The organism is Sphingomonas gilva (genome assembly GCF_003515075.1).
Classification (GTDB): Bacteria; Pseudomonadota; Alphaproteobacteria; order Sphingomonadales; family Sphingomonadaceae; genus Sphingomonas; species Sphingomonas gilva.
Genome location: NZ_QWLV01000002.1, coordinates 141,063 through 167,854, shown reverse-complemented (window position 1 = coordinate 167,854; position 26,792 = coordinate 141,063). Strand labels below are relative to the sequence as shown.

The window sequence follows — 26,792 nt, the reverse complement described above, 5'->3', positions numbered from 1 at the left end:
CCCGGCGCGGCAAGGCCGCTCGGCGTTTTCAAGGCGTTTCCGCAACCAGTCCGTCGTGCCCGGCATGGGAGAAATCATTTGCCCCTGATCGCGTTGTTGCCCGGTGACGGGATCGGTCCAGAAGTCATTGCCGAAGCGGTTCGCGTGCTCGACGCCGCCGGCTGCGCGCTCGATTTCCAACAGGCGGCGGTGGGCGGCGCGGCCTATCGCGAGAGCGGCCATCCGCTGCCCGAGACGACGCTCGACCTCGCGCGCCGCGCCGACGCCATCTTGTTCGGCGCGGTCGGCGATCCGGCCTGCGACACGCTGGAGCGGCGCCTGCGCCCCGAACAGGCGATCCTCGGCCTGCGGCGAGAGCTCGCGCTGTTCGCCAATCTCCGCCCCGCGAAGCTGTTCGCCGAGCTGGCCGACGCCTCCGCGCTCCGTCCCGAGGTCGCTGCTGAGATCGACCTCGTCATCGTCCGCGAGCTGAACGGCGACGTCTATTTCGGCGAGAAGGGCATGCGTACCACGCCCGCCGGCCGCCGCCAGGGCTATGACGTCATGGCCTATGACGAGGACGAGGTCGCCCGCATCGCGCGCGTCGGCTTCGAAACCGCGATGGCCCGCGGACGCACGCTGTGCTCGGTCGACAAGGCCAACGTTCTCGAGACCTCGCAGCTGTGGCGCGACGTCGTGACGGAGATTGCCTCCGAATATCCGCAAGTTGCGCTGAGCCATATGTATGTGGACAATGCCGCCATGCAGCTGGTGCGCAATCCGGGCCAGTTCGACGTGATCGTCACCGGCAACCTGTTCGGCGACATCCTGTCTGACCAGGCGAGCATGTGCGCCGGGTCGATCGGCATGCTCCCTTCCGCCTCGCTCGATAGCGCGGGCAAGGGGCTGTACGAGCCGATCCACGGCTCCGCGCCCGACATCGCCGGGCAGGGCAAGGCCAATCCGCTCGCCACCATCCTCTCCGCCGCGATGATGCTGCGCTATTCGCTCGGCCGCGCGGAAGAGGCCGACCGGATCGAGGCCGCTGTGGCGGCAGCGCTCGCGGGTGGCGCGCGCACGCCCGATCTGGGCGGTACGCTTTCCACCAGCCAGATGGGCGATGCCGTGATCGAGGCGCTTGCGTGAATTCCGAACTGCTCGATCTCGCCGTCGTCATTCCGGTCTTCAACGAGCGCGGGAATGTCGCGACGATGGTGGCGCGGATCGATGCGGCGCTGAAGGGGCGGCGCTGGGAAGCTATCTTCGTCGATGACGACAGCGCCGATGGCACGGCGGATGCGGTGCGTGAGATCGCGCGGGTCGACAACCGCATCCGGGTGATCCAGCGGATCGGCCGGCGCGGCTTGTCCTCCGCCTGTATCGAGGGGATGTGCGCCACCGCCGCCCCGCATGTCGCGGTGATCGACGGCGATGGCCAACATGACGAGACGTTGCTGCCCGACATGCTCGACGCCTTTGCGGAGGATACGCGGCTCGACGTCGTCATCGGCTCGCGTTTCGTCGATGGCGGCGGCACCGGCGAATGGGATCACGACCGCGTCGCCAAATCGGCGCTCGCCACGCGGCTGTCGCGCCGGGTGCTGGAGGCGGATCTCAACGATCCGATGAGCGGTTTCTTCATGATACGCGCCGATGTCGTCCGCCGCCTCGCGCCCAACCTGTCGGGGATCGGCTTCAAGATCCTGCTCGACATCATGACCGCGGCGCCCAAGCCGCTGCATTTCAAGGAGCTGCCCTACGTGTTTCGCGTCCGGACCGAGGGGGAGAGCAAGCTCGATCACGTCGTCGCGATGGAATATCTCATCGCGCTGTACGATCGCGCCTTCGGGCGGATCGTGCCCGTGCGCTTCGCCATGTTCTCGGCGATCGGCGGGATGGGCGTGGCGGTGCACATGGCGATCCTGTCGGCGCTCTATGTCGGCCTTGGCGCCAGCTTCGTCGCCGGGCAGATCGCGGCGACGCTGGGCGCGCTGACCTTCAACTTCTTCCTCAACAACGCGCTCACCTATCGCGACCGGCGGCTGAAGGGGCCGAAGCGGCTGTTCCTCGGCTGGCTCAGCTTCGCGGTGGTGTGCGGCGTCGGCCTCATCGCCAATGTCGGCATCGCGACCTATCTGCACGAGGTGCAGGACAGCTATTGGGCGCTGTCGGCGATTGCCGGCATCCTCGTCGGCGCGGTGTGGAATTTCGCGCTGTCCTCGCGCTTCACCTGGGGCCGGTACTGACCGTCGCCGCTGCGCAGGCAGGGGCCACTGGGTTTGTGGCACATCGGGCGTCGCGTATGCCGATCGAGGCCCCTGCCTGCGCAGGGGCGACGGGTTGACGTGACGCCGTTCCTCCCGCCAAAGCGGGCGCATGAAGCGTAAGACCGGACAAGATCGCAGCATCACGCAGAACTGGCGCCCCGCGACGCAGGCGGTGCGCGGCGGCACCGCGCGCAGCGAGTGGGGTGAGACCAGCGAGGCGTTGTTCCTCACCTCGGGCTACGCCTATGACTGCGCCGGCGACGCCGCAGCGCGCTTCGCCGGCGAACAGGTCGGCATGACCTATTCGCGGCTGCAGAACCCGACCGTGCAGATGCTCGAGGAGCGCATCGCCCTGCTGGAGGGCGCGGAGGCGTGCCGCACCATGGCGTCGGGCATGGCGGCGATGACCGCGGTGCTCTTGTGCCAGCTCGAACAGGGCGATCACCTCGTCGCCGGGCGCGCGGCGTTCGGGTCGTGCCGCTGGCTGACCGATACGCTGCTGCCGAAGTTCGGCATCGGCGTGACCATCGTCGACGCGCGCGACCCGCAAGCGTTCGAAGATGCGATCCGGCCCGAGACCAAGGTCTTCTTCTTCGAAACGCCGGCCAATCCGACGATGGACGTGGTCGATCTGAAGGCGGTGTGCGGCATCGCCCGCGAACACGGCATCGTCAGCGTGGTCGACAACGCCTTCGCCACCCCCGTTCTTCAGCGCCCGCTCGAATTCGGCGCGGACGTCACCGCCTATTCGGCGACCAAGCTGATGGACGGGCAGGGCCGCGTCCTGGCGGGCGCGGTGTGCGGGACAGAGGAGTTCATCAACACGACGCTGCTCGCCTTCACCCGCAATACCGGGCCGACGCTCTCCGCGTTCAACGCCTGGGTGGTCTTGAAGGGACTTGAGACGCTCGACCTGCGCAGCCGGCGCCAATCGGAGAATGCGCTTGCGGTCGGCCGCTTCCTCGAAGGCCGCGTGCCGCGAATCCTCCATCCCGGCCTGCCCAGCCATCCGCAGCACAATCTGGCGATGAGCCAGATGGACGCCTGCGGATCGATCTTCGCCTTCGAGGTGGAGGGGCGGGCGCAGGCGCACGGCCTGCTCGACGCGCTCGAGCTGATCGACATCTCCAACAATATCGGCGATTCGCGCTCGCTGATGACGCATCCCGCCTCGACCACCCATGCCGGCGTCGATGAGGCCAAGCGCCTCGAAATGGGGATCTCCGAAGGGATGCTGCGGATCAATGTCGGTCTGGAGGACCCGCGCGACGTGATCGACGATCTCGACCGCGCGCTGAAGGTCGTCGGGTTGTGAAGGCGTTCTTCCCTCATGTCGCCGAGACGCGGGGGATCAGCGTGCGCGTGTCGGTCAGCTTCCTCCCCGAACAGTCGGAGCCCGAGCGCGGGCGCTGGTTCTGGGCCTATCACATCCGCATCGAGAATGACGGCGATCAGCCGGTGCAGCTGCTCACCCGCCACTGGATCATCACCGACGGCCGCGGCGCGCGCCACGCGGTGGAGGGCGAGGGCGTGGTCGGCGAGCAGCCGCTGATCCTGCCCGGCGGCTCCTACGACTATGTCTCCGGCTGTCCGCTCACCACGCCGACCGGATCGATGCAGGGCAGCTACCACGTCGTCGGCGAGGACGGCGAAGGATTCGACATTGCCATCCCGAAGTTCGCCCTAACCGCCCCCGCGGTGACGGAATGAAGCGCACCCATCTCCCCCTCAACGGCTTGCGCGTGCTCGACGCGGCGGCGCGGCATCTGTCCTTCACCCGCGCGGCGGACGAGCTGGCGGTGACCCCCGCCGCGGTCGGCCAGCAGATCCGCGCGCTGGAGGACACGCTGGGCGCCGTCCTGTTCCGCCGCACCACCAAGGGGCTGGAGCTGACGCCCGAGGGCGAGGCGGGGCTGGGGGCGCTGCGCGAGGGCTTCCTCCAGTTCGAGGAGGCGGTGCGCGCCATCCAGGCCGGCCAGACATCCAAGCATCTGACCATCGCCGCGCCGCGCGACGTGCAGGCCAAATGGCTGATGCCGCGCCTCAACGAGCTCGCCGCCGCCGATCCCGATCTTCGCTTCGCCTTGGTCGCGGCCGACGTGCCGCCCGACTTCACCGAGGCCAATCTCGATCTCGCGATCCTGTGGGGCGAAGGGCCGGGCGAGCTGGAGGGTGAGGCGATCGAGAGCGACGGCATGGTGACGGTCGCCGCGCCCGGCGAGGTGCCCGATCTCGCCATCGGCTGGCCCGGCTGCATCGCCGAGGACGGCCGCGCCCCGCTGCAGGTCGCCGATGCCGGCCTCGCGCTCGACGCCGCCGCCGCCCGCCTCGGCCGCGCGACCGTGCCCGAGCTGGTCGCGCGTGGGGACATCGCATCGGGCCGGGTAATCGTGATCGGTGAGCCAAGGGCGTCGCGCCGCGGCTACTGGCTCGCCGCGCCCACCCCGCAATGGCGGCAGAAAAAGGTGAAGGCGCTGGTCGAGGCGCTGGCCAGCTGAAAATCGTCCGATATACTTGTTATGCGCGTGCTGTTATGCTGATATAACACACCTGTTGAAGGAGCCACGGCGATGAACGGCGATCAGGCGGAAATGATGCGCACGCAGCTGGTGTACGACGCCAACCGCAAGTCCGTCGGCGCGGCCTATCTGCTGTGGTTCTTCCTCGGCTTCTTCGGCGCGCATCGCTTCTATCTGGGGCATGTCGTCTCGGGCGCGATCCAGCTGGTGCTGTTCGTGCTCGGCTGGATGACGGTGTGGATCGTCATTGGCGCGGTGCCGCTCGCGGTGGTCGGCATCTGGTGGCTGATAGACGCGTTCCTGATCCCGTCGATGGCGCGCGACCATAATCTGGAGCTGGCCGGCGCGCTGACCGGCAAGGATTTGCGCGGCAACGGCTTCGGCCCCGCCCGGATGGCGCACTGACCGAAACGCCCGTCCTGGAAACACGCCGGCTGGTGCTGCGCCCGATGCGCATCACCGATGCCGAGGCGTTGCATGTGCCGCTGTCCGACGCTGCGCTGATGACCTGGTGGTCCAGCGCGCCGCACGGGACGGTGGAGGAGACGCGCGACTATATTCTGCCGCGCGCCGGCGAGGGCCGCTGGCGCTGGTGGACGATCACCCGCCGCGACGAGGATGTCGCGCTCGGCTGGGTTTCGGTCGGCAATCGCCGCGAAGGGGTGAGCGAGATCGGCTATCTCCTCGCCCGCGCCGAATGGGGGCGGGGGATCGCGCGCGAGGCGGTGTCGGCGGTGATCGACCATCTGTTCAAGGCCGAAGGCCACCGCCGCGTCTTCGCCGACACCGATCCCGACAATGACGGTTCGAACGCGCTGCTGAGAAGGCTTGGCTTCATCCTCGAAGGCCGGCTGCGCGAGGAATGGGAAACCCATATCGGCGTGCGCGACAGCTATATCTGGGGCCTGCTCAGGGACGAGTGGCGCGATCCTCCCCGGAACGGGGAGGGGGACCGCCGCTCGAAGAGCGGTGGTGGAGGGGGCCCTCCACCGGCGCAGCGTTTGCGGTGATCCCCCTCCACCAGCCTGCGGCTGGTCCCCCTCCCCGTTCCGGGGAGGATTTAGCGCGGCACCAACCCAGCGCGCGGTGCATCAGCGTTGCGAATCGAAGATCGTCGACCGCCTTGGCGGGATCGTTCCAGAAACCGGTGACAGCGAACCAGCGCCCGGCCCTGGTCTTCAACAGATAGTTCATCGCGATTACGCCGGGCTCCGAACCGCCTTTGTAGCCCAGATAGGCGAAGCGTTCGGCCATCGCCGGCGCAACTCCGGGATTGACCGCCAGGATGGCGCGCGCGGTGTCGTCGCCCTCGGTGCGCAGCCAGTCGAGCGCCTTCGCCATCGCCGCGGGGGAGGCGAACCATTCGATGGTGTTGATCGCCCTGGGCGTGCTGGCGTCGCCCGGCGCGAGTGGTTGCATTGCCATCGCCGCCCGGTTTGCGGCCAACAGCGACCGGCGTCCCGCGGCATCGGCCATCGCAGCCCATTGGTTGCCGAGCGTGGCGTTGGATTTGAGCGCGAAGGCCTCGCGCGTGGACAGCACCGGAATCGACTGCTCGTCCGCGCCCAGCCGCTTGGCCATCGCATCGACCTTGTCGCGGCCGAGCGCGGCGAGCATCGTGTCGGTCGCGCGGTTGTCGCTGACGCTGATCATCGCCGTGGCGGCGGTGTGGAGCGTGACGGGCGCGTCCTCGGGCCAGTTCGCGGTGGTCGCGGAGGACGGCGCATCGGGGCCGAGCGTGACGACATCGGCCCAGCGCCGCTCGCCGGCCTTCACGCTGCGCGCCGCCTCGGCGAGCAGCCACAGCTTGAAACCCGATCCGATCGCTCCCGCCTGGTCCGCCTCGATCGCCAGCAGCGGCGGCGCGTCCTTGCCGAGCTCGCGGATCAGGATCGCCTTCTCGCCGGAGAGCGCGTTGAAATCGGCGGTCAGCTTGGCGACGCTGTCGTCGCGCGTCTCCGCGCCGGTGATGCGCAGGCCGGTGACGAGATGCGGCGCGGCGGAATCGACGACGATCTGCACGCTCGCCACCGCGCGCTCATAACCGAGCTTGACCGTGCCGCTGAACGGCGTCGCCGCGGCGATGCCCTCGACTTTCGTCACCGCCCCGTTGGCCGCGACCAGCTGCGCGTTGATCTGCCTGAACTGCGCCTCGGGCACCGCCGAGCGGAAGCTTTCGGCGAAATAGGCGTCGTAGGCGATCTTGCCGCTCAGCACTTCGGGCAACTGGTTGGCGCGCTGGGTGAGGGCGGGATCGGGCGAGACCTGCGCGATGGCGGGGGCGGCTATCCCCACCAATATTGCAAAGAGCCAGCGGATCATGCGTCTATCGCCTCCTCATCCAGCCGCGCGGCGTTCTCCTGGATGAAGGCGAAGCGGTGCGCGGGGTTGGTGCCCATCAGCCGGTCGACCAGATCCTTCACCCCCGCGCGCTCCTCATATTCCTGCGGCAGGGTGATGCGGATCATCTGGCGCGTGGCCGGGTCCATCGTGGTTTCACGCAATTGAGACGGATTCATCTCCCCCAGGCCTTTGAAGCGCGCGACCTCCACCTTCTTGCCCTTGAACTCGCGCTCCTCGATCTCGGCGCGGTGGGCGTCGTCCATCGCATAGGCGCTCTTGGCGCCCGAGGTCAGCCGGTAGAGCGGCGGCTGGGCGAGATAGAGGTGCCCGCGCCGCACCAGCTCGGGCATTTCCTGGAAGAAGAACGTCATCAGCAAAGTGGCGATATGCGCGCCGTCGACATCGGCGTCGGTCATGATGACGATGCGTTCGTAGCGCAGATTCTCGGGCACGCAGTCCTTGCGCGTGCCGCAGCCCAGCGCCTGGATCAGGTCGGCGATCTCCGAATTGGCGGCGATCTTGGCGGAGGTTGCCGACGCCACGTTCAATATCTTGCCGCGGATGGGCAGGATCGCCTGGGTCTTCCGGTCGCGCGCCTGCTTGGCCGATCCGCCGGCCGAATCGCCCTCGACGATGAAGATCTCGGTGCCCGCCGGGTCATCGGACGAGCAGTCGGTCAGCTTGCCCGGCAGGCGCAGCTTGCGCGCGCCGGTCGCGGTCTTGCGCTTGACCTCGCGCTCGGCCTTGCGCGCCAGCCGCTCCTCCATCCGCTCGACGACATAGCCCAGCAGCGCCTTGCCCCGGTCCATATTGTCGGCAAGGAAATGGTCGAAATGGTCGCGCACCGCGCGCTCGACCAAGGTCGTCGCCTCGGGCGAGGTCAGCCGGTCCTTGGTCTGCGACTGGAACTGCGGATCGCGGATGAAGACGCTGAGCATCAGCTCGCTGCCGGTCATCACGTCGTCGGCGGTCAGGTCCTTGGCCTTCTTGTTGCCGACCAGTTCGCCGAACGCGCGCAAGCCGCGGACCAGCGCGGCGCGCAAGCCGGCCTCGTGCGTGCCGCCGTCGGGCGTCGGGATGGTGTTGCAGTACCAGCTGTACGATCCGTCGCTCCACAACGGCCAGGCGACCGCCCATTCGACGCGGCCCTGGCCCTCGGGAAAGTCCTGGCTGCCGGCGAAGAAATCGGCGGTGGCGCATTCGCGCCGGTCGATCTGCTCGCGCAGGTGATCGGCGAGACCGCCGGGGAACTGGAACACCGCCTCGGCCGGCGTGTCGTCGGAGATCAGCTCGGGCGCGCACCTCCAGCGGATCTCGACGCCCGCGAACAGATAGGCCTTGGACCGCGCCAGCCGGTAGAGCCGCTGCGGCTTGAAGTGCAGCTCGGGGCCGAAGATCTCCGGATCGGGAATGAAGCTGACAAGGCTCCCGCGGCGATTGGGCGTCGAGCCGAGCCGCTCGAGCGGCCCCAGCGTGCGCCCCTGGCTGAAGCGCTGGCGGTAGAGCTCCCGGTTGCGGGCGACCTCCACCAGCGTCTCGATCGACAAGGCGTTGACGACGCTGACGCCGACCCCGTGCAGGCCGCCGCTGGTGGCATAGGCCTTGCCCGAGAATTTCCCGCCCGAATGGAGCATCGACATGATGACTTCGAGCGCCGATTTGTCGGGAAACTTCGGATGCGGATCGACCGGGAAGCCGCGGCCGTTGTCGATGATCGTGACGCGGTTGCCCGCATCCAGCACCACCTCGATCCGCGTCGCATGGCCCGCGACCGCCTCGTCCATCGCATTGTCGAGCACCTCGGCGGCGAGGTGGTGCAGCGCGCGCTCGTCGGTGCCGCCGACATACATGCCGGGACGGCGGCGGACGGGCTCGAGCCCTTCGAGCACCTCGATCGAGGCGGCGTTGTAATCGGATGGCGTTGCGGAAGGGCGCGCGAACAGGTCTTCGGACATGCCCCCCTGCTACATGGAGCGTGGACTCGCTGGCAAGCGCGTCAGGCGACCAGCACCGGCTGACCGCAGCGAAGGCCGGTGACGCGCACATCGGCCTCGCCCAGCTTGACGCCGGCGAGCGCCGTCAGCCGGTTGACCAGCACGTCCAGCGCCGGCGCGATCGCGGCGAGCTGCTGGCCGACGGCGTTGACGATCGGGCTGACCGGAATCGGCAGGAAGCCCAGCGCGACCACATCCAGATCGATACCCGACATGAGCGACGCGGCGGCGGACCGGGTGACGTCGTTGGTCGCCACCGACTTGACCACGCCCGCATCGATATCGGCCTGGCTGAACTTCAGGCTCTGCCACCCGCTCGCCCCGCCCAGATCGGCGCGCGCGCTGCCGTCCACGCGGACCAGCAGCGTCCGGACCAGCTTGGCCGGCCCGGTGGCGATGTCGCGCGAATGGTCGGTCAGGCGCGCCTTGTCGATCTCGGTGATGGAAAGCATCGCCGGCGAAGGCCTTGCCTCCACCGTGGCGCTGCGCATCGCGGCGCTGGCGCAGTCGATCGATTTCAGCCGCGCCTCCGCCTGCGCCAGCTCGATCAGGATCGGCAGCCTTATCCTGGCGAGCGCGCTGAGACCGGCGACGGCGATCTCCGTCTCCAGATAGATGCGCGTCTGCGCGGTGCGCAGCGTCGGATCGCCGGTGCCCGACACCGCCACCCAGGGCGAGCCGACCGGCCGGTCTCCGATCGCCACCCAGGCGCGCGTCTTCGCCACGCCGGGCACGTTCGCACCGAGGTCGATCTCCACCTGGCGGTTCCCGGTCGCGAGGCCGAGCGCGGCGTCGATCAGCGACGCCGCGGTCACGCGCGCGCCGAAACCGTGCGGCCGCGTGGTGCCGGCGCCCAGCGGCCCCAGATCGATCAGCCGGTCGAGCGGCAGGTCGGCCGCGGTGATCTGCCCCGCCAGCGTGCGGACCGCCGACGCCGCGCCGGTCCTGCCGTCGCTGTTGAGCGCATCGGCCAGCGCCTGCAGCGCATCGACCGTGTCCAGGTCCGCCGCCAGCACCTCGTCATAGCTCGCGCCGGTCAGCTTGAGCCGCGTGCGCAGCGCGTCCGAGAAGGCGAACAGGTCGATATCGGTGTCCAGCAGCGCCTGATGGTCCATCACCGACAGGCTGACGTTGCTGCCGGTCAGCCCGGACAGCACCGCGTTGGCGATGCCGCCGTCGAGCGAGGCGAGCCGCGACCCGACCGAGAACGCCGCCATCCGCGCGCGCGCCGCGGTCGCCTTGCGCTCCAGCGCCACCCGGTCGCCCCTGAGCATCGCGACGCCCAGGAACACCGGCGTATCGGCGTTGAGCGTCACGCGCACGGCGTCCGCGCCGCCCGGGGTGAAACGATCGGCTACCGGCGCATCGGGCGTGTATCCGCCGGTCTCGACGCGCACCTCCACCGGGTCCGGCCAGCCCGCCGCCTCGACGCTCGCCTCCGCGAGCGCCTGCGCGCGCGCCGGATCGTTGGCGGCGGCGAGCGCGGCGGCGTCGGCCATGCCCTGCAGCTGGCGGTTGCGCATGTGGATCGCGCCCAGATCGACGGCGAAGGCGCCCATGCCGATCAGGGCGGGCATGGCGATCGCGGCCAAGGTCGAAACGCCGCCGCGCCGGTCGATGAGACGCTTCACGACACACCGCCGTTGCGGATCAGCGCGCGCCGTTCGATCGTCGTGCCGGGCGTCGGAAACACGCCGGTGCGCAGCAGCGCGATGTTCGACGCGTCATAGGTGACGGTGACGGTGGTGTAGCCGTTCTGATCGGCCACGCTCGAGGTCAGCCGGGCGGCGGCCAGCGATCCATGGGCCCTGGCCTCGCGCGTGACCGCTTCGCTGGCGATCGTCGTGCGCTCGTCCGTGGTCAGTCCCGCGATGGTCGCGCGCGCGGCATTGTTGGCGATCTGCTGCAGCGAATGGCTCAGATAGAAATACTGGCCATAGCCGAGCATGCCGAACAGCAAGGTGACGAAGATCGGCGCCAGCAGCGCGAACTCGACCACGCTCGCGCCACGCTGATTCCGGCGCAATTGTTCCCTCATCGAATGCATTTTTCGCCTCCGCGGACGATCATGCCCCCGCGGTGCTTTGCCGGCGGTCACCGGAAAAACCCCGGCAGCTCGGCAAATTGCGCAGAATTCCTGGCGTTTCGTTGCGCAGCCGTTCTGTGGCGGATCGGCCACGCATCGCCGCGCATCCCGCCAAGGCGGGGATCGGCCCGCGCCGTCCTCTCGTTGGGGGCAGGCAATTGGTAAGCAAGCAAGGAGTAGCTTTATGCGTAAATTGAGCCTGATGGCCTCGGCCACCATGCTGGCGATCGCCGCCACCGCGGCGCCCGCCCTGGCGCAGGACGCCCCGGAGGAAGAGCCCTTTACCGGCTTCTATGTCGGCGGATCGTTCGGCTACACCGTCCAGCCCAACGATATCGGCGAGCGCGTCCTGTTCGACACCGATCGCGACGGCGATTTCGATGAAGATGTGCTCACCGCGGCGGACGCCAACGCCTTCTCGCCGGGCTTCTGCAACGGCTTCTCGACCAACGCCACGCCGGCCGGCGGCTGCGTCAACGACAGGGACGACATCGAATATTTCGGCCGGATCGGCTTCGACAAGCAGTTCGGCGGAATCGTCGTCGGCATTGTCGGCGAAGCGGGCAAGTCGGAAGCGACCGACAGCGTGACGGCGTTCAGCACCACGCCCGCGAGCTACACCTTCACCCGCTCGACCGATTGGCAGGCGGGCCTGCGCGGCCGCATCGGCTACACGCCCGGCACGACCCTGTTCTACGCGACCGGGGGCGGGGCCTATGCCAAGATGGACCATCAGTTCACCTCGACCAACGGCGCCAACAGCTTCACCGGAAACGGCGAGAACGACGCCTGGGGCTGGAGCGCGGGCGGCGGCGTGGAGCAGAAGATCGGGCGCAATTTCTCGCTCGGCCTCGAATATCTCTACACGCGCCTCAATGATGACGATTACGAGGTCGCGGTCGGACCGGGCACCGCGCCCGAAACCAATCCGTTCCTGCTGGTCGATCCGACGGGCACCGACATGCGCCGCAGCCAGGGCGACTTCAACACCCACAGCCTGCGCGCGACGGCGGCGTTCCGCTTCTGACGCTGTCGATGAAGGAGGCCGCGGGACTCGATCCCGCGGCCTCCTTTTTAATCCCCCCGCGCCAGCCAGGCTTCGGCGGCGGCGAGCGCCCTGGGATCGTCGACGTCGATCCAGTCGAGATCGCTGCAATCGACGATGCCGGCGCGGCCTTCGCCAGTGAGGACACGCACCGCCTCGGTGATCGAGGGCGCTTCGAGTTCCATGAGCGCGTCGAAGAAGGCGCCGCCGACCGCGAAGACGCCGGTGTCGTAGCAGTCGTGCGGCTCGATCCCCTTGCCGATCGCGACGATGCGATCATCGGCGGTCGCGACGCAGGTCACGTCCTCGGGATCGATCCAGGGATGGCCGAGCCGCCGATCGATGCCGAGCTTGAGTCCGTCGCCCGCGCCGGCCTTCGCCATGCGGGCATAAAGCGCGGGGGCGACGAGGTGATCGCACATCGCGAGCAGGCTGGCCTCGCCATCCAGCAGGGGTGCGGCCGCCAGCGCCGATACGCCATTGGGCTGCCGCCAGTCCGCCGAACGGGCAATCTCGACGGTGATCGGCCAGTCGCGCGCCGACAGATGCGCCTCGATCGCCTCGGCGCGGTAGCCCGTCACGACGATCACGCGCGCGATTCCCGCCGCCGCCATGCGCTCGATCGCGTGATCGATCAGCGGCTTGCCCGCCACCGGGCACAAGGGCTTGGATTCCGCCGCGGACCGCAGGCGCGTTCCCGCGCCCGCGGCCAGCAGTATCGCGGTGTCGATCACTTACGCCGCGGCGGCGATGAAGTCCTCGACCGCCTGCTGGGCCAGATCGTCGGTCATCTGGATCGGCGGGTGCTTGCAGAAATAGGCCGACGCCGGGTGGATCGGGCCGGCGAGGCCGCGGTCCCTGGCGATCTTGGCGCAGCGGATCATGTCGATGGCGACGCCCGCGCTGTTGGGCGAATCCTCGACCGACAGGCGCAGCTCCAGGTTCATCGGCACGCCGCCGAACATCTGGCCTTCCATGCGCAGGAAGCAGATCTTGTTGTCGTTCTGCCACGGCACGTAATCGCTCGGGCCGATATGGACATTCTCGTCGTCGAGCCGCTCGGCGGCGACCGACTGGACCGCCTCTGTCTTGGAAATCTTCTTGGATTTCAGCCGCTTGCGGTTAGCCATGTTGAGAAAATCGGTATTGCCGCCGGTGTTCAGCTGATAGGTGCGCTCCAGTTTCACCCCGCGCTTGGCGAACAGATCGGTCAGCACCCGGTGGACGATGGTCGCGCCCAGCTGCGCCTTGATGTCGTCGCCGACGATCGGCACGCCAGCATCCTCGAACTTCTTGGCCCAGACGGGATCGCTGGCGATGAACACGGGGATGTTGTTGACGAAGGCGACGCCCGCTTCCAGCGCGCATTCGGCGTAGAACTCGGTCGCCTCCTGGCTGCCCACGGGCAGATAGTTCATCAGCACGTCCGCCTTGCTCTCCTTGAGCACGCGGACGATGTCCTCCTTGGTCGGCTCGGCATGCTGCGCGACGATGAAGGTGCGGTCCTCGGCCTGCTCGTCCATGTGATCGGCGACGCCGTCGAGGATGCGGCCCATCGCCACCTTGGTGCCGCTGGCCGGCACGTCGGCGCAGAAGATCGCGGTGCAGTTGGGCTTGGCGAAGATCGCCTCGGACACGTCCTTGCCCACCTTGCGCGCATCGATGTCCCACGCGGCGACGACGCGGATGTCCGACGGCGTATAGCCCGCCATCTCCCAGTGCATCAGGCCGATGCGGTCATTCGATCCCGCCCGGTAGTGCGCCAGCCCCTGAACCAGCGAGCTCGCGCAGTTGCCGATGCCCACCACCGCTACGTTGATTGTCGTCAATGCCTCTGTCCTCAGCGACCGGCGCGGCGAGCGCGCCCGAAAGCTCACGGACGTAGCTGGTTTTCCGCGATATGCAATCCGGCTGTCATCGCTTCGACCCGTCTGTGCCACAAAATCGTAGACGCGGCGATGATGGTGAGGGGCAGGATTTCCCACCACCAGAACAGTTGCGGGTCGCCGGCGAGGCAGGCCAGCCAGATCGCGAGAACCCGCATGTTGGCGCTGAGCAGCGCCATCGCCTTCATCGCAGGCGCTGCCCGTCGGCCATAAGCGACGGCGAGCGCGGGGCGTTGGCGCAGCGCGCGGTCGAACCGCGCGGCGGCGCGGTCGAGGCTTCCGGCGACGAAATCGTACAGGCGTTCCAGCGGGTTGCGCGTGCGCACGGGCTTCGCCTCGCCCGAATCGCCCTTCACCCGGCGATGGAAGCGGGCGCGCTCGGCCTCGTAGAGGCTCGACTGCACCGCATGCGCGACGCCGGCGCCGACCGCGAGCAGCCAGCCCTCGACGGTGCCGATCGACAGCGCCAGCGCGACATAGATCAGCGCGAACACGCCGTGGTCGCAGATCCCGTCCATCACGCGGCCGAGCGGACTGGCGGTGCCCGTCGCGCGCGCGACCATGCCGTCCAGCCCGTCGGCGATCAGCCACACTATGGCGAGCGCGAATCCGATCGTCGCGAGCAGCGGCGATTGCCAGTGATAGAAGCACCACGCCGCCCCCGCGCCGATCGCGAGGCCGATGCACGAAACCGCATTGGCGGAGATGCCCAGGCGGATCGCGACCGGCACCAGCGCGCGCGCGGCGGGGTGAATCAGGTAGAGGTTGGTGACATCCTCGATCCGGCGATCGCGGGAGGTGTCGCGCGCAATGCTGGCCATGGCCCCTCCATCGCGCCGGTTCGGCCTCGCGGCAAGGTCAAAGCGCCGAATTCACAGCGATCGGCCGATCAGCTCCTTCATGATCTCGTTGGTGCCGCCATAGATGCGGCTGACCCGCGCGGCGCGCCAGGCGCGGGCGATGGGATATTCGTTCATATAGCCCGCGCCGCCGTGCAGCTGGAGGCACTTGTCCATCACGTCCCATTGCAGCTCGGTGTGCCACAGCTTGGCCGCCGCGCCCTCGGTCGGGGTCAGCTCGCCCGCCAGGTGCCGCCTGATCGCCCAGTCGAGATGCGCCCAGCCGACCTGCAGCCTGGCCTTCAGGTCCGCGAGGACGAAGCGGGTGTTCTGGAAATCGAACACCACCCCGGCGAAGGCCTTCCTGTCCTTGGTGAAGATGACCGTCTCGTCGAACGCCTTTTGCGCCGAGGCCTGCGCGCCGACCGCGATCGACAGGCGCTCCTGCGGCAGCTGGCTCATCAGATAGATGAAGCCCTTGCCCTCCTCGCCCAGGCAGTTGGTCATCGGCACGCGGACGTCCTCGAAGAACAGCTCGGACGTGTCGGCCGCGTCCTGGCCGATCTTGTCGAGCTTGCGCCCGCGCTTGAAACCTTCGCGGTCGCTTTCGACCAGGATGATCGACATGCCCTTGTAGGCGGGTGTCGCCGTGGGGTCGGTCTTGGCGACCACCAGCACCAGATCGGCGTTCTGACCGTTGGTGATGTAGGTCTTGGACCCATTGACGACATAATGGTTGCCGTCCTTCTTCGCGGTGGTGCGGATCGCCTGCAGGTCGCTGCCGGTTCCCGGCTCGGTCATCGCGATCGCGGTGATCGTCTCTCCGGAGACGAGCCGCGGCAGCCATTTGGCCTTCTGCTCCTCCGATCCGTAGTGGGCGATATAATCGCAGACGATGTCCGACTGTAGCGTGAATCCCGCAGGCACGCCGTTATAGGCCATCTCTTCGTTAACGATGGCGTTGTAGCCGAAATCCAGCCCCAGCCCGCCATAGGCCTCGGGCACGGTCGGGCACAGCATCCCGATCTCGCCCGCCTTGCGCCAGAAATCCTTGGGCACCAGCCGGTCCTTCTCCCACTGGCCGACATGGGGGACGCCCTCCTTCTGGAGGAAGGCCCGCACCGATTGGCGGAACGCCTCATGCTCCTCGCCATAGGCGAAACGGCCGGGGATCTGGTCGAGCATCGCTTACGTCCTCTCCTGAAACCTTTTCGCCAGACTGGGCGGGGTTGACGCATACGTCAACCAGCCGGCGCGGATGTCCGCGCGCGAAAAGCGGCCGTGCGACTATCTGGTGACAAAAGAGACGTTTATTTGCGCCAACCCCCTTTCGCGGCACGCGCATCTCATTAATCTCGTGTTCAGTTGCCGAGTCGCGCGCCGGGGAGGGCGGGCGTGCTCGCGATCCAACAGAGGGGACCGATCCGTGACGTCAGCCACATCCAAATCGCTGTTTCGCCATGCCGCGCTCGCCGGCGCCGCGCTGTCCGCGCTGCTGCCCGCCGCCGCCTTCGCCCAGGCCACCGCGACGGTGACGCCGCCCACCGGCTCCGATGATTCCCCGGGCGTCGTCATCCGCGACGATCTCGATCTCGACGTCACCGCTCCCGGCGGCGCGCTGGACGATGCGGTCGACATCACCGGCGTCGGCCAGATGATCATCGATGCGGGCGGCGGCAGCGTCGGGCTGTGCACCGGCACGCTGATCAACCCGCGCACGGTGATCTTCGCCGCGCACTGCGTGAACACCCAGGCGGCGAGCAGCTATGGCTCGGCGACCGGAGGCCAGGCGATCGGCTTCGGATTCCAGGCGGACAATCTGAACGCGACCATCGACTGGCTGTTCGGCGGGGCCGACGGCTCGCCGGTGCATGCGACGAGCGTCGCCAACGCCTTCTACAATGTCGAGCATGTCTGGTACGATGAGCGCTCGCTGGAGCTGGGGCCGGATCTGAACTTCATCCAGGCCGATGTCGCGATCGCGACGCTGGACACGCCGGCGACCGATATTCCCACCTGGACGCTGCTGTTCACCCCGCTCTCCGGGGAGACGCACGCCGTCATCAACGGCTATGGCGGGCGGGGCAACGGCACCAACGGCGACAATCTGGGCATCGATTTCCGCCGCCGCATCGCGGAGAACATGATCTCGGTGCTGGGCTCGCTCGACGATCGCGGCGACGCGCTGTTCCGCATCATCTTGGGCGGCAGCTATGCGCCGTTCAACGACGCCGCGCTCTACCAGATGGACTTCGATTCGCCGGGCTATATCGGCCCATTCGATTTCGACATCTTCGACGGCAACGCGCTGCCCAACGAAGGCACCACGGCGGGCGGCGATTCGGGCGGGCCGCTGATCGTCGATCAGGCGTTCGACCGGCCGGTCGTCGCCGGCGTGCTGTCGGGCGGGTCGCGCTATTTCGGCGCGGGCCAGCCCTTCTCCACCTACGGCACCTCGAACTTCTACCAGCCGCTGTTCCTCTATTGGGACAAGATCGTCGCCAACAACCCCTATGTCTATGCCAGCAATGTCGGCGGCAATCGCAACTGGGGCGATCCGCGCACCTGGGTCCAGGCGATGGATCCGAACTACGCGATCGAGGTCGATGGCGAGCTGGTGAACGCGCTCCCCGGTTTCGAGGCGCTGGGCACGGCATCGGGCGGCACCCGCTTCGGCACCGTCTGCTTTGACGTGGATTGCTACGACATCGCCGTGCGCAGCGATCCGCAGGATGCCGGCGCGCCCAATTCGGTCTACATCGTCGGCGGGCCGGGCACGCGCAACTTCGTGCCCGACAACCGCGTGGCGAACCCCGCCGCGGGTGTCGCGGCGCGCTATTATGATGTGACGCTCGGCGCGCGGGGCACCACCACCGTCACGGGCAGCTACACCATCGACCGGCTGGGCATCGCCGGCGGCGCCGGGCTGGCGCTCGGCGCCGGCGGCTCGCTGACCGTGCTCGGCGACTTCACCCAGATCAACGGCGCGACCAACTTCACCGGCGGCACGCTCACCGCGAACGAGGCGTTCATCGCGATGGGCACGTTGAGCGGCGCGGGCACGCTCCGCGCGCCCTTCGTCACCGTCCTCGGCGGAACGGTCATGCCGGGCGGCCTGCGGACGATCGGCACGCTCAATATCCAGGGCAATCTGGTCCTGAGCTCGGCGAGCAGCACGCTGTTCGATCTCGGCGCCACCACGGCCGATCGCATCGCGATCTCCGCGCTCGACGGCAGCGGCGGCGCGGTGTCGCTCGGCGGCACGGTCTCGGTGCTGCCCGCGGCGCTCGGCGGCGCGCCGCGATTCGGCCAGGACTATACCGTGATCACCGCAAGCGGCGGGGTCAGCGGCAGCTTCGATCGCGTCGTCGGCGGATCGGCGGTGCTGACCCCGGTCGTCACCTACGGCGTGAACGACGTGAAGGTGCGGCTCAACGCCGCCTCGCTCGCCAGGGTCGCGGCGCGGCCCTCGGCGACCGCGGTCGCGTTCGGCGGCGCGCTCGATCGGCTGCGCTACACCAACTATGCGGAACTGTCGGGGCTGTTCGGCGTGATCGACTATCTCGATCCGGTCGGCATCGCCGCCTCGCTCGACGGGCTGGCGCCGCGCATCCTCGACGAGGCCGCGCAGCTCGACCGCGAACAGGGGCGGGTGACGATGAACATCGTCGCCGATCGCCTGTCGATGCTCGGCACGTCGAGCGCCAATCAGGGCCGCATGACGATCGTCGGCTCGCCCGAGGTCGTGATGGCGCTCCCCGGCCAGACCCAGCTGACCGGATCGAGCGCCGCGCAGCTCAGCTTCGCCCAGACGATGGCGCCGAGCGGCCGCGCGTTCGGCAAGCTGCCCGCGAACATGAGCGGCTTCCTCGCCGGCGGCTATTCGAGCCGCCCCGGCGCCGCCGACGCGGACAATGCCGGCTGGCACATGGCGATGGGCGTGGAGATGGAGGCCGCCGCGGACACCACGCTCGGCACCGCGTTCGGCTTCTCCAGCGGGCGCACCGCGCTCGCCGGCAGCCAGGCCGATGCCGACACGTCGCAGGCGATGGCTTACGGCGCGCACCAGCTTGGCGGCGGGGCCTATTTCGGCGGGCTCGCGTCCTTCTCGCACACGCGGATCGGCGTGCAGCGCCGCTCGGTCGGGGTCGATCTCGGCGCGCTGTCGGGGGAGACGACCGCATCCAGCTATGCCGTGCGCGCGGAGCTGGGGGTGAACCTGCAGCCGGCGGCGGGCGTGACGCTCACGCCGCGCGCGTCGGTCGGCTATGAAGGGTCCTCGCTCAAGGGCTATCATGAGCAGGGCAGCCAGCTCGGCCTGATCGTCGATGATCTGTCGGATCAGCGGCTGGTCGGCCGCGTCGGCGCGAAGCTTTCGGGCAAGACCGGCTCGGCGTTCGGCTGGAGCTTCGCGCCCGAGGCGCGGGTCGATTTCGTCGGCACGCTCGCCGGCGGGTCAGACAGCTACAATGTCCGCTTCGCCGCCGCGCCCGATCTCGCCTTCGCGCTGCCCTATGCCAGCACCGATCGCAGCTGGACCGAGGTGAAGGGCGGCTTCCGCCTGGCGAAGGATGCGATGTCCTTCGGCGCGGGGGTCGAATCGAGCGTCGGACGCGAGGATTACCGGGACGATCGCGCGGTGGTGGATTTCACCCTGCGCTTCTGACGACGGGCTTCGGGGGAGGGAGGGCCGCGGGCGGAAACGCCCGCGGCCTTTTCTATGACTCGACTCCATGCTTGAAATTTTATTACAAGCGCGCTTGAGACGGAACGGGCGCAGCCAGCCACGGTATCCGCGCCATTGGAGAGAGTCGTGACCGCCGAGCGCCCCCGCGCCAATCTGCCGCCGCTGACGCTGCACGTGCCCGAGCCGAAGTTCCGCCCGGGCGACGAGGCGGACTTCGCCGATGTCGACGTGCCGCCTGCCGGCGCCGCGCGCCGCCCGGAGGCCTCCGCCGCGCCCGACAGCTTCCACGAGCTCGCCTATTCGCTGGTCCGCGTGCTCGATGACGAGGGCCAGGCGGTCGGCCCGTGGAACCCCAAGCTCTCGCCCGACAAGCTGCGCCGGATGCTGCGCCACATGGCGCTGGTCCGCGCCTTCGACGAACGCATGTTCCGCGCCCAGCGCCAGGGCAAGACCAGCTTCTACATGAAGTGCACCGGCGAGGAGGCGATCGCCGTCGCCGCCGCGCACGCGCTCGAGCGCGACGACATGGTGTTCCCCAGCTACCGCCAGCAGGGCCTGCTGATCGCGCGCGACTGGGATCTGGTCGACATGATGAACCAGATCTACTCGAACAAGGGCGACCGGCTGCAGGGCAAGCAGCTCCCCATCATGTATTCGACGAAAGAGGGCAGCTTCTTCTCGATCTCGGGCAACCTCGCCACGCAATATCCGCAGGCGGTGGGCTGGGCGATGGCGTCGGCGGCGAAGGGCGACACCCGCATCGCCGCGACGTGGTGCGGCGAGGGATCGACCGCGGAGGGCGATTTCCATTCCGCCTGCACCTTCGCCAGCGTCTACCGCGCGCCGGTGATCCTGAACGTCGTCAACAACCAGTGGGCGATCTCCAGCTTCTCGGGCTTCGCCGGGGCAGAGGCGACGACCTTCGCCGCGCGCGCGGTCGGCTACGGCATCGCTGGCTTACGCGTCGACGGCAACGACGCGCTCGCCGTCTATGCCGCCACCGAATGGGCCGCCGAGCGCGCCCGCACCAACCAGGGGCCGACGCTGATCGAGCATTTCACCTATCGCGCGGAGGGGCACTCCACCTCCGACGATCCCTCGCAATATCGCAGCGCGCAGGAATATGGCGTCTGGCCGCTGGGCGATCCGATCGTCCGGTTGAAGCGGCACCTGATCGCGATCGGCGAATGGGACGAGGATCGCCACGCCGCGCAGGACAGGGAACTCGCCGAGATGGTCAAGGCGGCGCAGAAGGAGGCGGAGAAGAACGGCATCCTCGGCCACGGCCTGCACCAGCCGCTCGACACGCTGTTCGAAGGCGTGTTCGAGGAGATGCCCTGGCATCTGAAGGAGCAGCAGGCGCAGATGCTCGCCGAAGAGGAGGCCTCGGGCAGGCCATGGGCGCGCAAGTGAGTATTTTAGCGATCCTCCCCGGCACGGGGAGGGGGACCGCCGGCCGTAGGCCGGTGGTGGAGGGGGCTCGCCGCCAGCGAAGCGTTTGTGGCGGAGCCCCCTCCACCAAGCCGCTGCGCGTCTTGGTCCCCCTCCCCGTGCCGGGGAGGAACTTCAAGGTGATCCGTGGCTGAATCCTCGACCCGCATGAACATGATCCAGGCGATCAACTCCGCGATGGCGGTGATGATGGAGCGCGATCCGGACGTTATCGTCATGGGCGAGGATGTCGGCTATTTCGGCGGCGTGTTCCGCGCGACCGCCGGCCTCCAGGCGAAGTTCGGCAAGACCCGCGTGTTCGATACGCCGATCACCGAATGCGGCATCATCGGCGTCGCGGTGGGGATGGGGGCCTATGGCCTCCGCCCGGTGCCTGAGATCCAGTTCGCCGACTATATCTACCCGGCGCTCGACCAGCTCGTCAGCGAAGCCGCGCGCCTGCGCTACCGTTCGGCCGGCGATTTCACCGCGCCGATCACCGTCCGCTCGCCCTTCGGCGGCGGCATCTTCGGCGGCCAGACGCACTCGCAGTCGCCCGAAGGCATCTTCACCCATGTCTCGGGGCTGAAGACCGTGATCCCCTCCACGCCCTACGACGCCAAGGGGCTGCTGATCGCCGCGATCGAGGACAATGATCCCGTCCTCTTCTTCGAGCCCAAGCGGATCTACAACGGCCCGTTCGACGGCCATTGGGATCGCCCGTCGAAGAACTGGTCGGGCCACCCCGGCGGCGAGGTGCCCGGGGGCTATTACCGCATCGAGCTCGGCAAGGCGCAGATCGTCCGCCCCGGCGAGGCGCTCACCGTGCTCGCCTACGGCACGATGGTCCATGTCGTCCAGGCGACCTGCGAGGAGCACGGCATCGACGCCGAGATCGTCGACCTGCGCACGCTGCTGCCGCTCGACATCGACACGATCGAGGCCTCGGTGAAGAAGACCGGCCGTTGCCTCATCGTCCATGAGGCGACGCGCACCGGCGGCTTCGGCGCGGAGCTCTCGGCGCTGGTGCAGGAACGCTGCTTCTATCAACTGGAGGCGCCGATCGAGCGCGTCACCGGCTTCGACACGCCTTATCCCCACAGCCTCGAATGGGCCTATTTCCCCGGCCCGGTGCGCCTCAAGATGGCGCTCGACAAGCTTCTGAAGGACTGACTCGCCATGGCCCGTTTCGAGTTTCGCTTGCCCGATATCGGCGAAGGCATTTCGGAGGCGGAGATCGTCGCCTGGCATGTCGCGGTCGGCGACCGCATCGAGGAAGACCAGCAGATCGCCGACATGATGACCGACAAGGCGACCGTCGAGATGGAATCGCCGGTCTCGGGCGTTGTGAAGGAGCTGGCCGGCGAGGTCGGCGACCAGATCGCCATCGGCTCGACGCTGGTGGTGATCGAGACCGATGGCGAGGGGGCGGCGAGCGATGACGTCGAGGAGCAGGTCGAGGCGGAGAATCCAGGGGTTGAGGAAGTCACTGAAAACCTCCCCGGAACGGGGAGGGGGACCGGCGAAGCCGGTGGAGGGGGAGCGCCACAAGCGCCCCCGCCCGTGGAAAAGCCCTCTCCCCTTCAGGGGAGAGGGTTGGGAGAGGGGAATGTCTCACCGAGACCGTCTTCAGACATGCCCCTCTCCCCTGAAGGGGAGAGGGAGCAGAAACCCATCCTCGCATCCCCCGCCGTCCGCGCCCGCGCGAAGGATCTCGGCATAGACCTCGCCTCCGTCAAATCCGACTCGGACCGCATCCGCCACGCCGATCTCGACGCGTTCCTCCGCTACGGCTCCGCGCAAGGCTATCACGCCCCGCACGCCTCCCGCGCGCGCGAGGACGAACCCGTCAAGGTCATCGGCATGCGCCGCCGCATCGCCGAGAACATGGCCGCTTCGAAGCGCGCCATTCCCCATTTCACCTATGTCGAGGAGTTCGACGTCACCGCGCTCGAGGAGATGCGCGCCGACCTCAACGCCAATCGCGGCCAGCGCCCGAAGCTCACCATGCTGCCCTTCCTGATCGTCGCGATCTGCCGCACGCTGCCGCAATTCCCAATGATCAACGCGCGCTATGACGATGAGGCGGGCGTGGTCACCCGCCACGGCCGCGTCCATCTCGGCATGGCGACGCAGACCGTTGCCGGGCTGATGGTCCCGGTCATCCGCGACGCGCAGGACATGAACGTCTGGCAGCTGGCGAGCGAGATCGCCCGCCTCGCCGAGGCCGCGCGCACCGGCAAGGCGAAGTCGGAGGAACTGTCGGGCTCCACCCTCACCATCACCTCGCTCGGCCCGCTCGGCGGCATCGCCACCACGCCCGTCATCAACCGGCCCGAGGTCGCCATCATCGGCCCCAACAAGATCGTCGAGCGCCCCGTGTTTGCCAAAAATCCTCAAGGGGGCGACGACATCCGCCGCGCCAGGCTGATGAACCTGTCGATCAGCTGCGATCACCGCGTCGTCGACGGCTGGGACGCGGCGAGCTACGTCCAGGCGCTCAAGAGGCTGGTCGAAACGCCGGTGCTCCTGTTCGCCGATTGAGGTTCGCCTTGATCCGTTCGTCCTGAATAGCCGTTGAGTGGCTGCGTAGCAGCGTATCGAAGCAAGCCCCCGATACGCCGGCCGCGCCGTCCAATCCTGTTACGCGCTCGGACGCCGCCCGATCCCGCGCCGGGCGTTCATCCAGCCGACCAGATCGGCGAGGGGGATGGTGCCGATGAAGGCCAGGCCCGCATAATCGCCGACCTGCCAGCGGATCACCGCCCTGACCGGCTTCAGCCCGCTCACCACCAGCACCGCCTCGTCGCCCACGGCGAGCGTGTCCTGCACGCGGATCTTGGCGCCGCCCTGCGACAGGTCGCGCAGCTCGACCGGCCAGTCGGTGTCGCCGATGCGCAGCCGCGCGCGGCTGTGCATGTCGAGCCGCGGCGGGCGGGGCAGGCGGCCGTCGGGGCCGGCGTCGTTGCGCAGCATCTCCAGCGCGTCGACCGGCTCGGCGAAGGTGACGCCGACGCTCTCGTCGCGCGTCCAAGCGATCCTGCCGCTCACCACGCAGTCCGATTTCAGCTCGACCGTCACCTCGTGGCCCACCTGGTGGTCGGCGAACACGCGCAGCATCAGCCCGCCATGCGAGATGTTGCGGATCAGGCAGAGCTCCTGCTCGCCGTTGCAGGTGATCTTGCCGACGCGCAGCGTCGTCATCATCCGGAAGTCCGAACGGCGGTCGGGAACGGGTGGGCTGAGTTCGGCGTGATCGGCGCCGATGTCGTAGGCTTCCGCGGCCATGGGGTGATTGCTCCTCCAATCAAATCAACCGGATGAGGCCCCCCGGCCGCATCCCCCCACAGCCTTCCACTCGCATGGAGGTGGTTAAAGTTTTGCAAATTGCGCACAGCCCGGCGGGCGAAAAATACCGCTGTCCTACATCATATAGTTCCTGATATGTTCCTTTTCATGCGACCGTTGAACCCTTCATCCGGCGTTTCCAGGGCTCCCGAATCGGAGGTCATTCAGGCCGAGCGATATCTGCGCCAGTATCTGAACATGCTGAACTTCGAGTCCGGAAAGCACGAAAATCCGCCGGTTTTAAATTCAACCGAAAGGTTGAACGAAAATCGCGACGGCGTTATATTAAACCATATGGTTGAACGACTCGACGCCACCTTCCACGCGCTGTCCGATCCCACACGGCGCGCCATGCTCGCCAGCCTCGCCGGCGGCGAGCGTTCGATCGGCGAGCTCGCCGCGCCGCACGCGATGAGCTTCGCCGGCGCGGCCAAGCACATCCAGACGCTTGAGCGCGCCGGACTGGTCGAGCGGCGCAAGGCCGGACGGCAGCAGCTCTGCCGGCTGCGCAGCGAACCGCTGCGCGAGGCCAATGCCTGGCTCCGCCAGTGGGAGAGGTTCTGGAATTCGCGCCTCGACCTGCTCGAAAAGCTGATCAATGCGGAAAAGGGGAAGACGGAATGAGCTATGTCGACGGTTTCGTGCTGGCGGTGCCCGCCGCCAACCGCGAACGCTTCCGCGCCATGGCGCAGCGCGTGGCGGAGATATTCACCGATCACGGCGCGCTGCGCGTGGTCGAGAATTGGGGCGACGAGGTGCCGACGGGCGAGCAGACCTGGTTCGCCCGCGCCGTGGACCTTCGGGAAGGGGAGGTGGTCTGCTTCTCCTGGGTCGAATGGCCCTCGAAGGAAGCGCGCGACAAGGGCAATCAGGCGGTCGCCGCCGATCCCCGGATGGCGGACGGTCCCGCCGACGAACGCGACATCATGGATTCCAAGCGCATGATCTACGGCGGTTTCGTGCCGCTGGTCGATCAACGCGCCTGATTTGGAGAAGCGGGATGACCAAGGCCACGCCTTTCCTGATGTTCCAGCACGGCAAGGCGGAGGCCGCGCTCGACTTCTACGTCGCGACCGTCCCCGGCAGCCGCATCGTTTCGATCGAGCGCTTCGGTCCCGATGGGCCGGGCCCGGAAGGCACGGTGCTGCGCGCCCATGTCGAGATCGCCGGGCAGGAGGTGATGGCGCATGACAGCTTCATCACCCACGGTTTCGATTTCACGCCGTCCTTCTCCTTCTTCGTCGACTGCGCCGACATGGACGAGGTCGAGCGGCTGTTCGCCGCGCTGTCGGAGGGCGGCGCGGTGCTGATGCCGCTCGACAATTACGGCTGGAGCGAGAGGTTCGGCTGGGTGAGCGACCGCTTCGGCGTGTCGTGGCAACTGAGCCTGGGATGATCCGGCCGATCGTCCTCACCGTCACGCGCGAATTCGCCGCGCCGCCCGAACGCGTGTTCGACGCCTGGCTCGATCCGGCTGAGGCATGCCGCTTCCTCTTCGCCACCGAAGGCGGCGAGGTGGTCGAATGCGAGATCGACGCGCGCGTCGGCGGATCGGCGCGCATCGTCGATCGGCGCGCGGGCGGCGATGCGGTCCACCGGTTGCGGTACGAGGCGATCGAACGGCCGCATCTGCTGGTGTTCCTCTTCGCCGCCGATCCGGCGGGGGAGGGCGAATGGACCCGCGTCAGCATCGTCATCGCGCCGACCGCCGCCGGCTGCACGCTGGCGCTCACCCACGAAATGGACCCGCAATGGGCGGATTACGAGGCGCAGACGCGCCAGGGCTGGACGATGATCCTCGCCGGCCTCGCCCGCATCATGGAGAAGAGCGATGCTTGATACGGCGAAGGACAAGGTGACCGAGCACGAACTGCGCTTCGAACGCCTGCTCGACGCGCCCGTGACGACGGTCTGGCAGTATCTCGTCGATCCCGAGCTGCGCGGCCGCTGGTTCATGGGCGGCGCGATCGACCAGCGCCCCGGCGGCGAGATGCAGCTGATCATGGCGCACGACGACCTCTCCGACAACGACGTGCCGACGCCGGAGAAATACGCGCCCTATATCGGCAGGAGCTGGACCGAGCGCATCGTCGACATCCGGCCGCCGCATCTGCTCGTCATCACCTGGGACGATGGCGCATCGGGCGAGGTCACCATCGAGCTGAGCGATATCGGCGACCGCACCCGGCTGGTCCTCACCCATCGCGGCATTCCGGGTCGCGACGGCGCGATCAATTTCGGCGCCGGCTGGCACTCGCACCTCGCGGCGCTGGATGCGCGGCTGCGCGGCGATGGCGTGCCCGATTTCTGGGCGCTCCATGCGGAAAGCGAAAAGGCGATTGCCGAGGCGCTTGGGTGAACCGTCGCC

The 26,792-nt window shown here is 68.1% G+C and carries 26 protein-coding genes; 17 read left to right on the top strand and 9 right to left on the bottom strand.

Annotated elements, in window-relative coordinates; translation table 11 throughout:
- Positions 1-84 precede the first annotated feature (84 nt).
- The 7 genes from leuB to D1610_RS05430 all read left to right on the top strand — a co-directional run bounded on the left by leuB (position 85) and on the right by D1610_RS05430 (position 5,775).
- Entirely contained in the window at positions 85-1,125 is a 1,041-nt protein-coding gene (leuB, locus tag D1610_RS05460; protein WP_118863711.1) for a 3-isopropylmalate dehydrogenase, read from the top strand.
- Positions 1,122-2,225, top strand: coding sequence for a glycosyltransferase (locus tag D1610_RS05455; RefSeq protein ID WP_118863147.1), 1,104 nt, complete (start codon positions 1,122-1,124; stop codon positions 2,223-2,225). The genes leuB and D1610_RS05455 overlap by 4 nt, the downstream gene beginning before the upstream one ends.
- 130 nt (positions 2,226-2,355) lie before the next feature.
- Positions 2,356-3,561: a trans-sulfuration enzyme family protein gene (locus D1610_RS05450; protein ID WP_118863146.1), complete on the top strand. Its 1,206-nt coding sequence runs from the start codon at positions 2,356-2,358 to the stop codon at positions 3,559-3,561.
- Complete coding sequence (apaG, locus tag D1610_RS05445; RefSeq protein ID WP_118863145.1) at positions 3,558-3,956, top strand: Co2+/Mg2+ efflux protein ApaG; 399 nt, start codon at positions 3,558-3,560, stop codon at positions 3,954-3,956. The genes D1610_RS05450 and apaG overlap by 4 nt, the downstream gene beginning before the upstream one ends.
- Positions 3,953-4,744: a LysR family transcriptional regulator gene (locus D1610_RS05440; RefSeq protein WP_118863144.1), complete on the top strand. Its 792-nt coding sequence runs from the start codon at positions 3,953-3,955 to the stop codon at positions 4,742-4,744. Before apaG ends, D1610_RS05440 begins: the two co-directional genes overlap by 4 nt.
- Positions 4,745-4,816: 72 nt before the next feature.
- On the top strand, positions 4,817-5,170 hold the full coding sequence (locus D1610_RS05435) for a TM2 domain-containing protein (RefSeq protein ID WP_118863143.1): 354 nt from the start codon (positions 4,817-4,819) through the stop codon (positions 5,168-5,170).
- Between the two features lie 32 nt (positions 5,171-5,202).
- The gene (locus D1610_RS05430; protein WP_342768302.1) at positions 5,203-5,775 is read left to right on the top strand and encodes a GNAT family N-acetyltransferase; all 573 of its coding nucleotides are present in this window, start codon (positions 5,203-5,205) and stop codon (positions 5,773-5,775) included.
- On the opposite strand, the gene D1610_RS05425 is transcribed toward D1610_RS05430, so the two are convergent.
- The 4 genes from D1610_RS05425 to D1610_RS05410 are packed head-to-tail and all read right to left on the bottom strand — an operon-like array spanning position 5,675 to position 11,149.
- Complete coding sequence (locus tag D1610_RS05425) at positions 5,675-7,087, bottom strand: serine hydrolase (protein WP_118863141.1); 1,413 nt, start codon at positions 7,085-7,087, stop codon at positions 5,675-5,677. The genes D1610_RS05430 and D1610_RS05425 overlap by 101 nt on opposite strands.
- A complete protein-coding gene (gene parE / locus D1610_RS05420; protein ID WP_118863140.1) occupies positions 7,084-9,063 on the bottom strand; it encodes a DNA topoisomerase IV subunit B in 1,980 nt (659 codons plus the stop codon). Before parE ends, D1610_RS05425 begins: the two co-directional genes overlap by 4 nt.
- 41 nt (positions 9,064-9,104) lie before the next feature.
- Positions 9,105-10,733: a pilus assembly protein TadG-related protein gene (locus D1610_RS05415; RefSeq protein ID WP_118863139.1), complete on the bottom strand. Its 1,629-nt coding sequence runs from the start codon at positions 10,731-10,733 to the stop codon at positions 9,105-9,107.
- Positions 10,730-11,149, bottom strand: coding sequence for a TadE/TadG family type IV pilus assembly protein (locus tag D1610_RS05410; RefSeq protein ID WP_118863138.1), 420 nt, complete (start codon positions 11,147-11,149; stop codon positions 10,730-10,732). Before D1610_RS05410 ends, D1610_RS05415 begins: the two co-directional genes overlap by 4 nt.
- Positions 11,150-11,372: 223 nt before the next feature.
- Between D1610_RS05410 and D1610_RS05405 the strand changes: the two genes are divergently transcribed.
- Positions 11,373-12,215, top strand: a complete 843-nt coding sequence (locus tag D1610_RS05405; RefSeq protein ID WP_118863137.1) for an outer membrane protein — start codon at positions 11,373-11,375, stop codon at positions 12,213-12,215.
- Positions 12,216-12,262: 47 nt separating this feature from the next.
- Here D1610_RS05405 and D1610_RS05400 read toward each other — a convergent pair whose 3' ends face one another.
- From D1610_RS05400 to D1610_RS05385, 4 genes are read right to left on the bottom strand one after another with little or no spacing between them, the layout of a single operon-like run.
- On the bottom strand, positions 12,263-12,967 hold the full coding sequence (locus tag D1610_RS05400) for a phosphocholine cytidylyltransferase family protein (protein ID WP_118863136.1): 705 nt from the start codon (positions 12,965-12,967) through the stop codon (positions 12,263-12,265).
- A complete protein-coding gene (locus D1610_RS05395) occupies positions 12,968-14,062 on the bottom strand; it encodes an inositol-3-phosphate synthase (protein ID WP_118863135.1) in 1,095 nt (364 codons plus the stop codon).
- Between the two features lie 44 nt (positions 14,063-14,106).
- A complete protein-coding gene (locus D1610_RS05390) occupies positions 14,107-14,940 on the bottom strand; it encodes a CDP-alcohol phosphatidyltransferase family protein (RefSeq protein WP_118863134.1) in 834 nt (277 codons plus the stop codon).
- A gap of 51 nt (positions 14,941-14,991) precedes the next feature.
- Positions 14,992-16,143, bottom strand: coding sequence for an acyl-CoA dehydrogenase family protein (locus D1610_RS05385; protein WP_118863133.1), 1,152 nt, complete (start codon positions 16,141-16,143; stop codon positions 14,992-14,994).
- Positions 16,144-16,384: 241 nt separating this feature from the next.
- On the opposite strand from D1610_RS05385, the gene D1610_RS05380 reads away from it, so the two are divergent.
- The 4 genes from D1610_RS05380 (at position 16,385) to D1610_RS05365 (ending at position 23,620) form a co-directional block, all read left to right on the top strand.
- Positions 16,385-19,624 (top strand): autotransporter family protein, encoded by a 3,240-nt coding sequence (locus D1610_RS05380; protein WP_118863132.1) that lies wholly within the window; start codon positions 16,385-16,387, stop codon positions 19,622-19,624.
- A 147-nt stretch (positions 19,625-19,771) separates the two neighbouring features.
- Positions 19,772-21,058, top strand: coding sequence for a 3-methyl-2-oxobutanoate dehydrogenase (2-methylpropanoyl-transferring) subunit alpha (locus D1610_RS05375; protein ID WP_118863131.1), 1,287 nt, complete (start codon positions 19,772-19,774; stop codon positions 21,056-21,058).
- Between the two features lie 186 nt (positions 21,059-21,244).
- Complete coding sequence (locus D1610_RS05370) at positions 21,245-22,249, top strand: alpha-ketoacid dehydrogenase subunit beta (RefSeq protein ID WP_118863130.1); 1,005 nt, start codon at positions 21,245-21,247, stop codon at positions 22,247-22,249.
- A gap of 6 nt (positions 22,250-22,255) precedes the next feature.
- Positions 22,256-23,620, top strand: a complete 1,365-nt coding sequence (locus D1610_RS05365) for a dihydrolipoamide acetyltransferase family protein (protein ID WP_118863129.1) — start codon at positions 22,256-22,258, stop codon at positions 23,618-23,620.
- A gap of 99 nt (positions 23,621-23,719) precedes the next feature.
- On the opposite strand, the gene D1610_RS05360 is transcribed toward D1610_RS05365, so the two are convergent.
- Positions 23,720-24,364 carry a PilZ domain-containing protein gene (locus tag D1610_RS05360; RefSeq protein ID WP_118863128.1) on the bottom strand — a complete coding sequence of 215 codons (645 nt, stop codon included), beginning with the start codon at positions 24,362-24,364 and terminating at the stop codon, positions 23,720-23,722.
- Between the two features lie 354 nt (positions 24,365-24,718).
- Here D1610_RS05360 and D1610_RS05355 point away from each other — a divergent pair, with 354 nt between their 5' ends.
- Genes D1610_RS05355 through D1610_RS05335 form a run of 5 tightly spaced genes read left to right on the top strand, consistent with a single transcriptional unit; the run spans position 24,719 to position 26,783 of the window.
- Positions 24,719-25,048 (top strand): ArsR/SmtB family transcription factor, encoded by a 330-nt coding sequence (locus D1610_RS05355; protein WP_118863127.1) that lies wholly within the window; start codon positions 24,719-24,721, stop codon positions 25,046-25,048.
- Positions 25,045-25,410 (top strand): DUF1428 domain-containing protein, encoded by a 366-nt coding sequence (locus D1610_RS05350; RefSeq protein ID WP_118863126.1) that lies wholly within the window; start codon positions 25,045-25,047, stop codon positions 25,408-25,410. The genes D1610_RS05355 and D1610_RS05350 overlap by 4 nt, the downstream gene beginning before the upstream one ends.
- Positions 25,411-25,424: 14 nt before the next feature.
- Complete coding sequence (locus D1610_RS05345; RefSeq protein WP_118863125.1) at positions 25,425-25,820, top strand: VOC family protein; 396 nt, start codon at positions 25,425-25,427, stop codon at positions 25,818-25,820.
- Positions 25,817-26,263 carry an SRPBCC family protein gene (locus D1610_RS05340; RefSeq protein WP_118863124.1) on the top strand — a complete coding sequence of 149 codons (447 nt, stop codon included), beginning with the start codon at positions 25,817-25,819 and terminating at the stop codon, positions 26,261-26,263. Before D1610_RS05345 ends, D1610_RS05340 begins: the two co-directional genes overlap by 4 nt.
- Positions 26,256-26,783, top strand: coding sequence for an SRPBCC family protein (locus tag D1610_RS05335; RefSeq protein WP_118863123.1), 528 nt, complete (start codon positions 26,256-26,258; stop codon positions 26,781-26,783). The genes D1610_RS05340 and D1610_RS05335 overlap by 8 nt, the downstream gene beginning before the upstream one ends.
- Positions 26,784-26,792: the final 9 nt, after the last annotated feature.

Bases quoted from the DNA above. Each gene is read 5' to 3' on its own strand.
- D1610_RS05450 (WP_118863146.1), top strand. From the start codon at position 2,356: ATGAAGCGTAAGACCGGACAAGATCGCAGCATCACGCAGAACTGGCGC.
- D1610_RS05440 (WP_118863144.1), top strand. From the start codon at position 3,953: ATGAAGCGCACCCATCTCCCCCTCAACGGCTTGCGCGTGCTCGACGCG.
- D1610_RS05435 (WP_118863143.1), top strand. From the start codon at position 4,817: ATGAACGGCGATCAGGCGGAAATGATGCGCACGCAGCTGGTGTACGAC.
- D1610_RS05425 (WP_118863141.1), bottom strand. From the start codon at position 7,087: ATGATCCGCTGGCTCTTTGCAATATTGGTGGGGATAGCCGCCCCCGCC.
- parE (WP_118863140.1), bottom strand. From the start codon at position 9,063: ATGTCCGAAGACCTGTTCGCGCGCCCTTCCGCAACGCCATCCGATTAC.
- D1610_RS05410 (WP_118863138.1), bottom strand. From the start codon at position 11,149: ATGCATTCGATGAGGGAACAATTGCGCCGGAATCAGCGTGGCGCGAGC.
- D1610_RS05405 (WP_118863137.1), top strand. From the start codon at position 11,373: ATGCGTAAATTGAGCCTGATGGCCTCGGCCACCATGCTGGCGATCGCC.
- D1610_RS05390 (WP_118863134.1), bottom strand. From the start codon at position 14,940: ATGGCCAGCATTGCGCGCGACACCTCCCGCGATCGCCGGATCGAGGAT.
- D1610_RS05385 (WP_118863133.1), bottom strand. From the start codon at position 16,143: ATGCTCGACCAGATCCCCGGCCGTTTCGCCTATGGCGAGGAGCATGAG.
- D1610_RS05370 (WP_118863130.1), top strand. From the start codon at position 21,245: ATGAACATGATCCAGGCGATCAACTCCGCGATGGCGGTGATGATGGAG.
- D1610_RS05365 (WP_118863129.1), top strand. From the start codon at position 22,256: ATGGCCCGTTTCGAGTTTCGCTTGCCCGATATCGGCGAAGGCATTTCG.
- D1610_RS05360 (WP_118863128.1), bottom strand. From the start codon at position 24,364: ATGGCCGCGGAAGCCTACGACATCGGCGCCGATCACGCCGAACTCAGC.
- D1610_RS05355 (WP_118863127.1), top strand. From the start codon at position 24,719: ATGGTTGAACGACTCGACGCCACCTTCCACGCGCTGTCCGATCCCACA.
- D1610_RS05350 (WP_118863126.1), top strand. From the start codon at position 25,045: ATGAGCTATGTCGACGGTTTCGTGCTGGCGGTGCCCGCCGCCAACCGC.
- D1610_RS05345 (WP_118863125.1), top strand. From the start codon at position 25,425: ATGACCAAGGCCACGCCTTTCCTGATGTTCCAGCACGGCAAGGCGGAG.
- D1610_RS05340 (WP_118863124.1), top strand. From the start codon at position 25,817: ATGATCCGGCCGATCGTCCTCACCGTCACGCGCGAATTCGCCGCGCCG.
- D1610_RS05335 (WP_118863123.1), top strand. From the start codon at position 26,256: ATGCTTGATACGGCGAAGGACAAGGTGACCGAGCACGAACTGCGCTTC.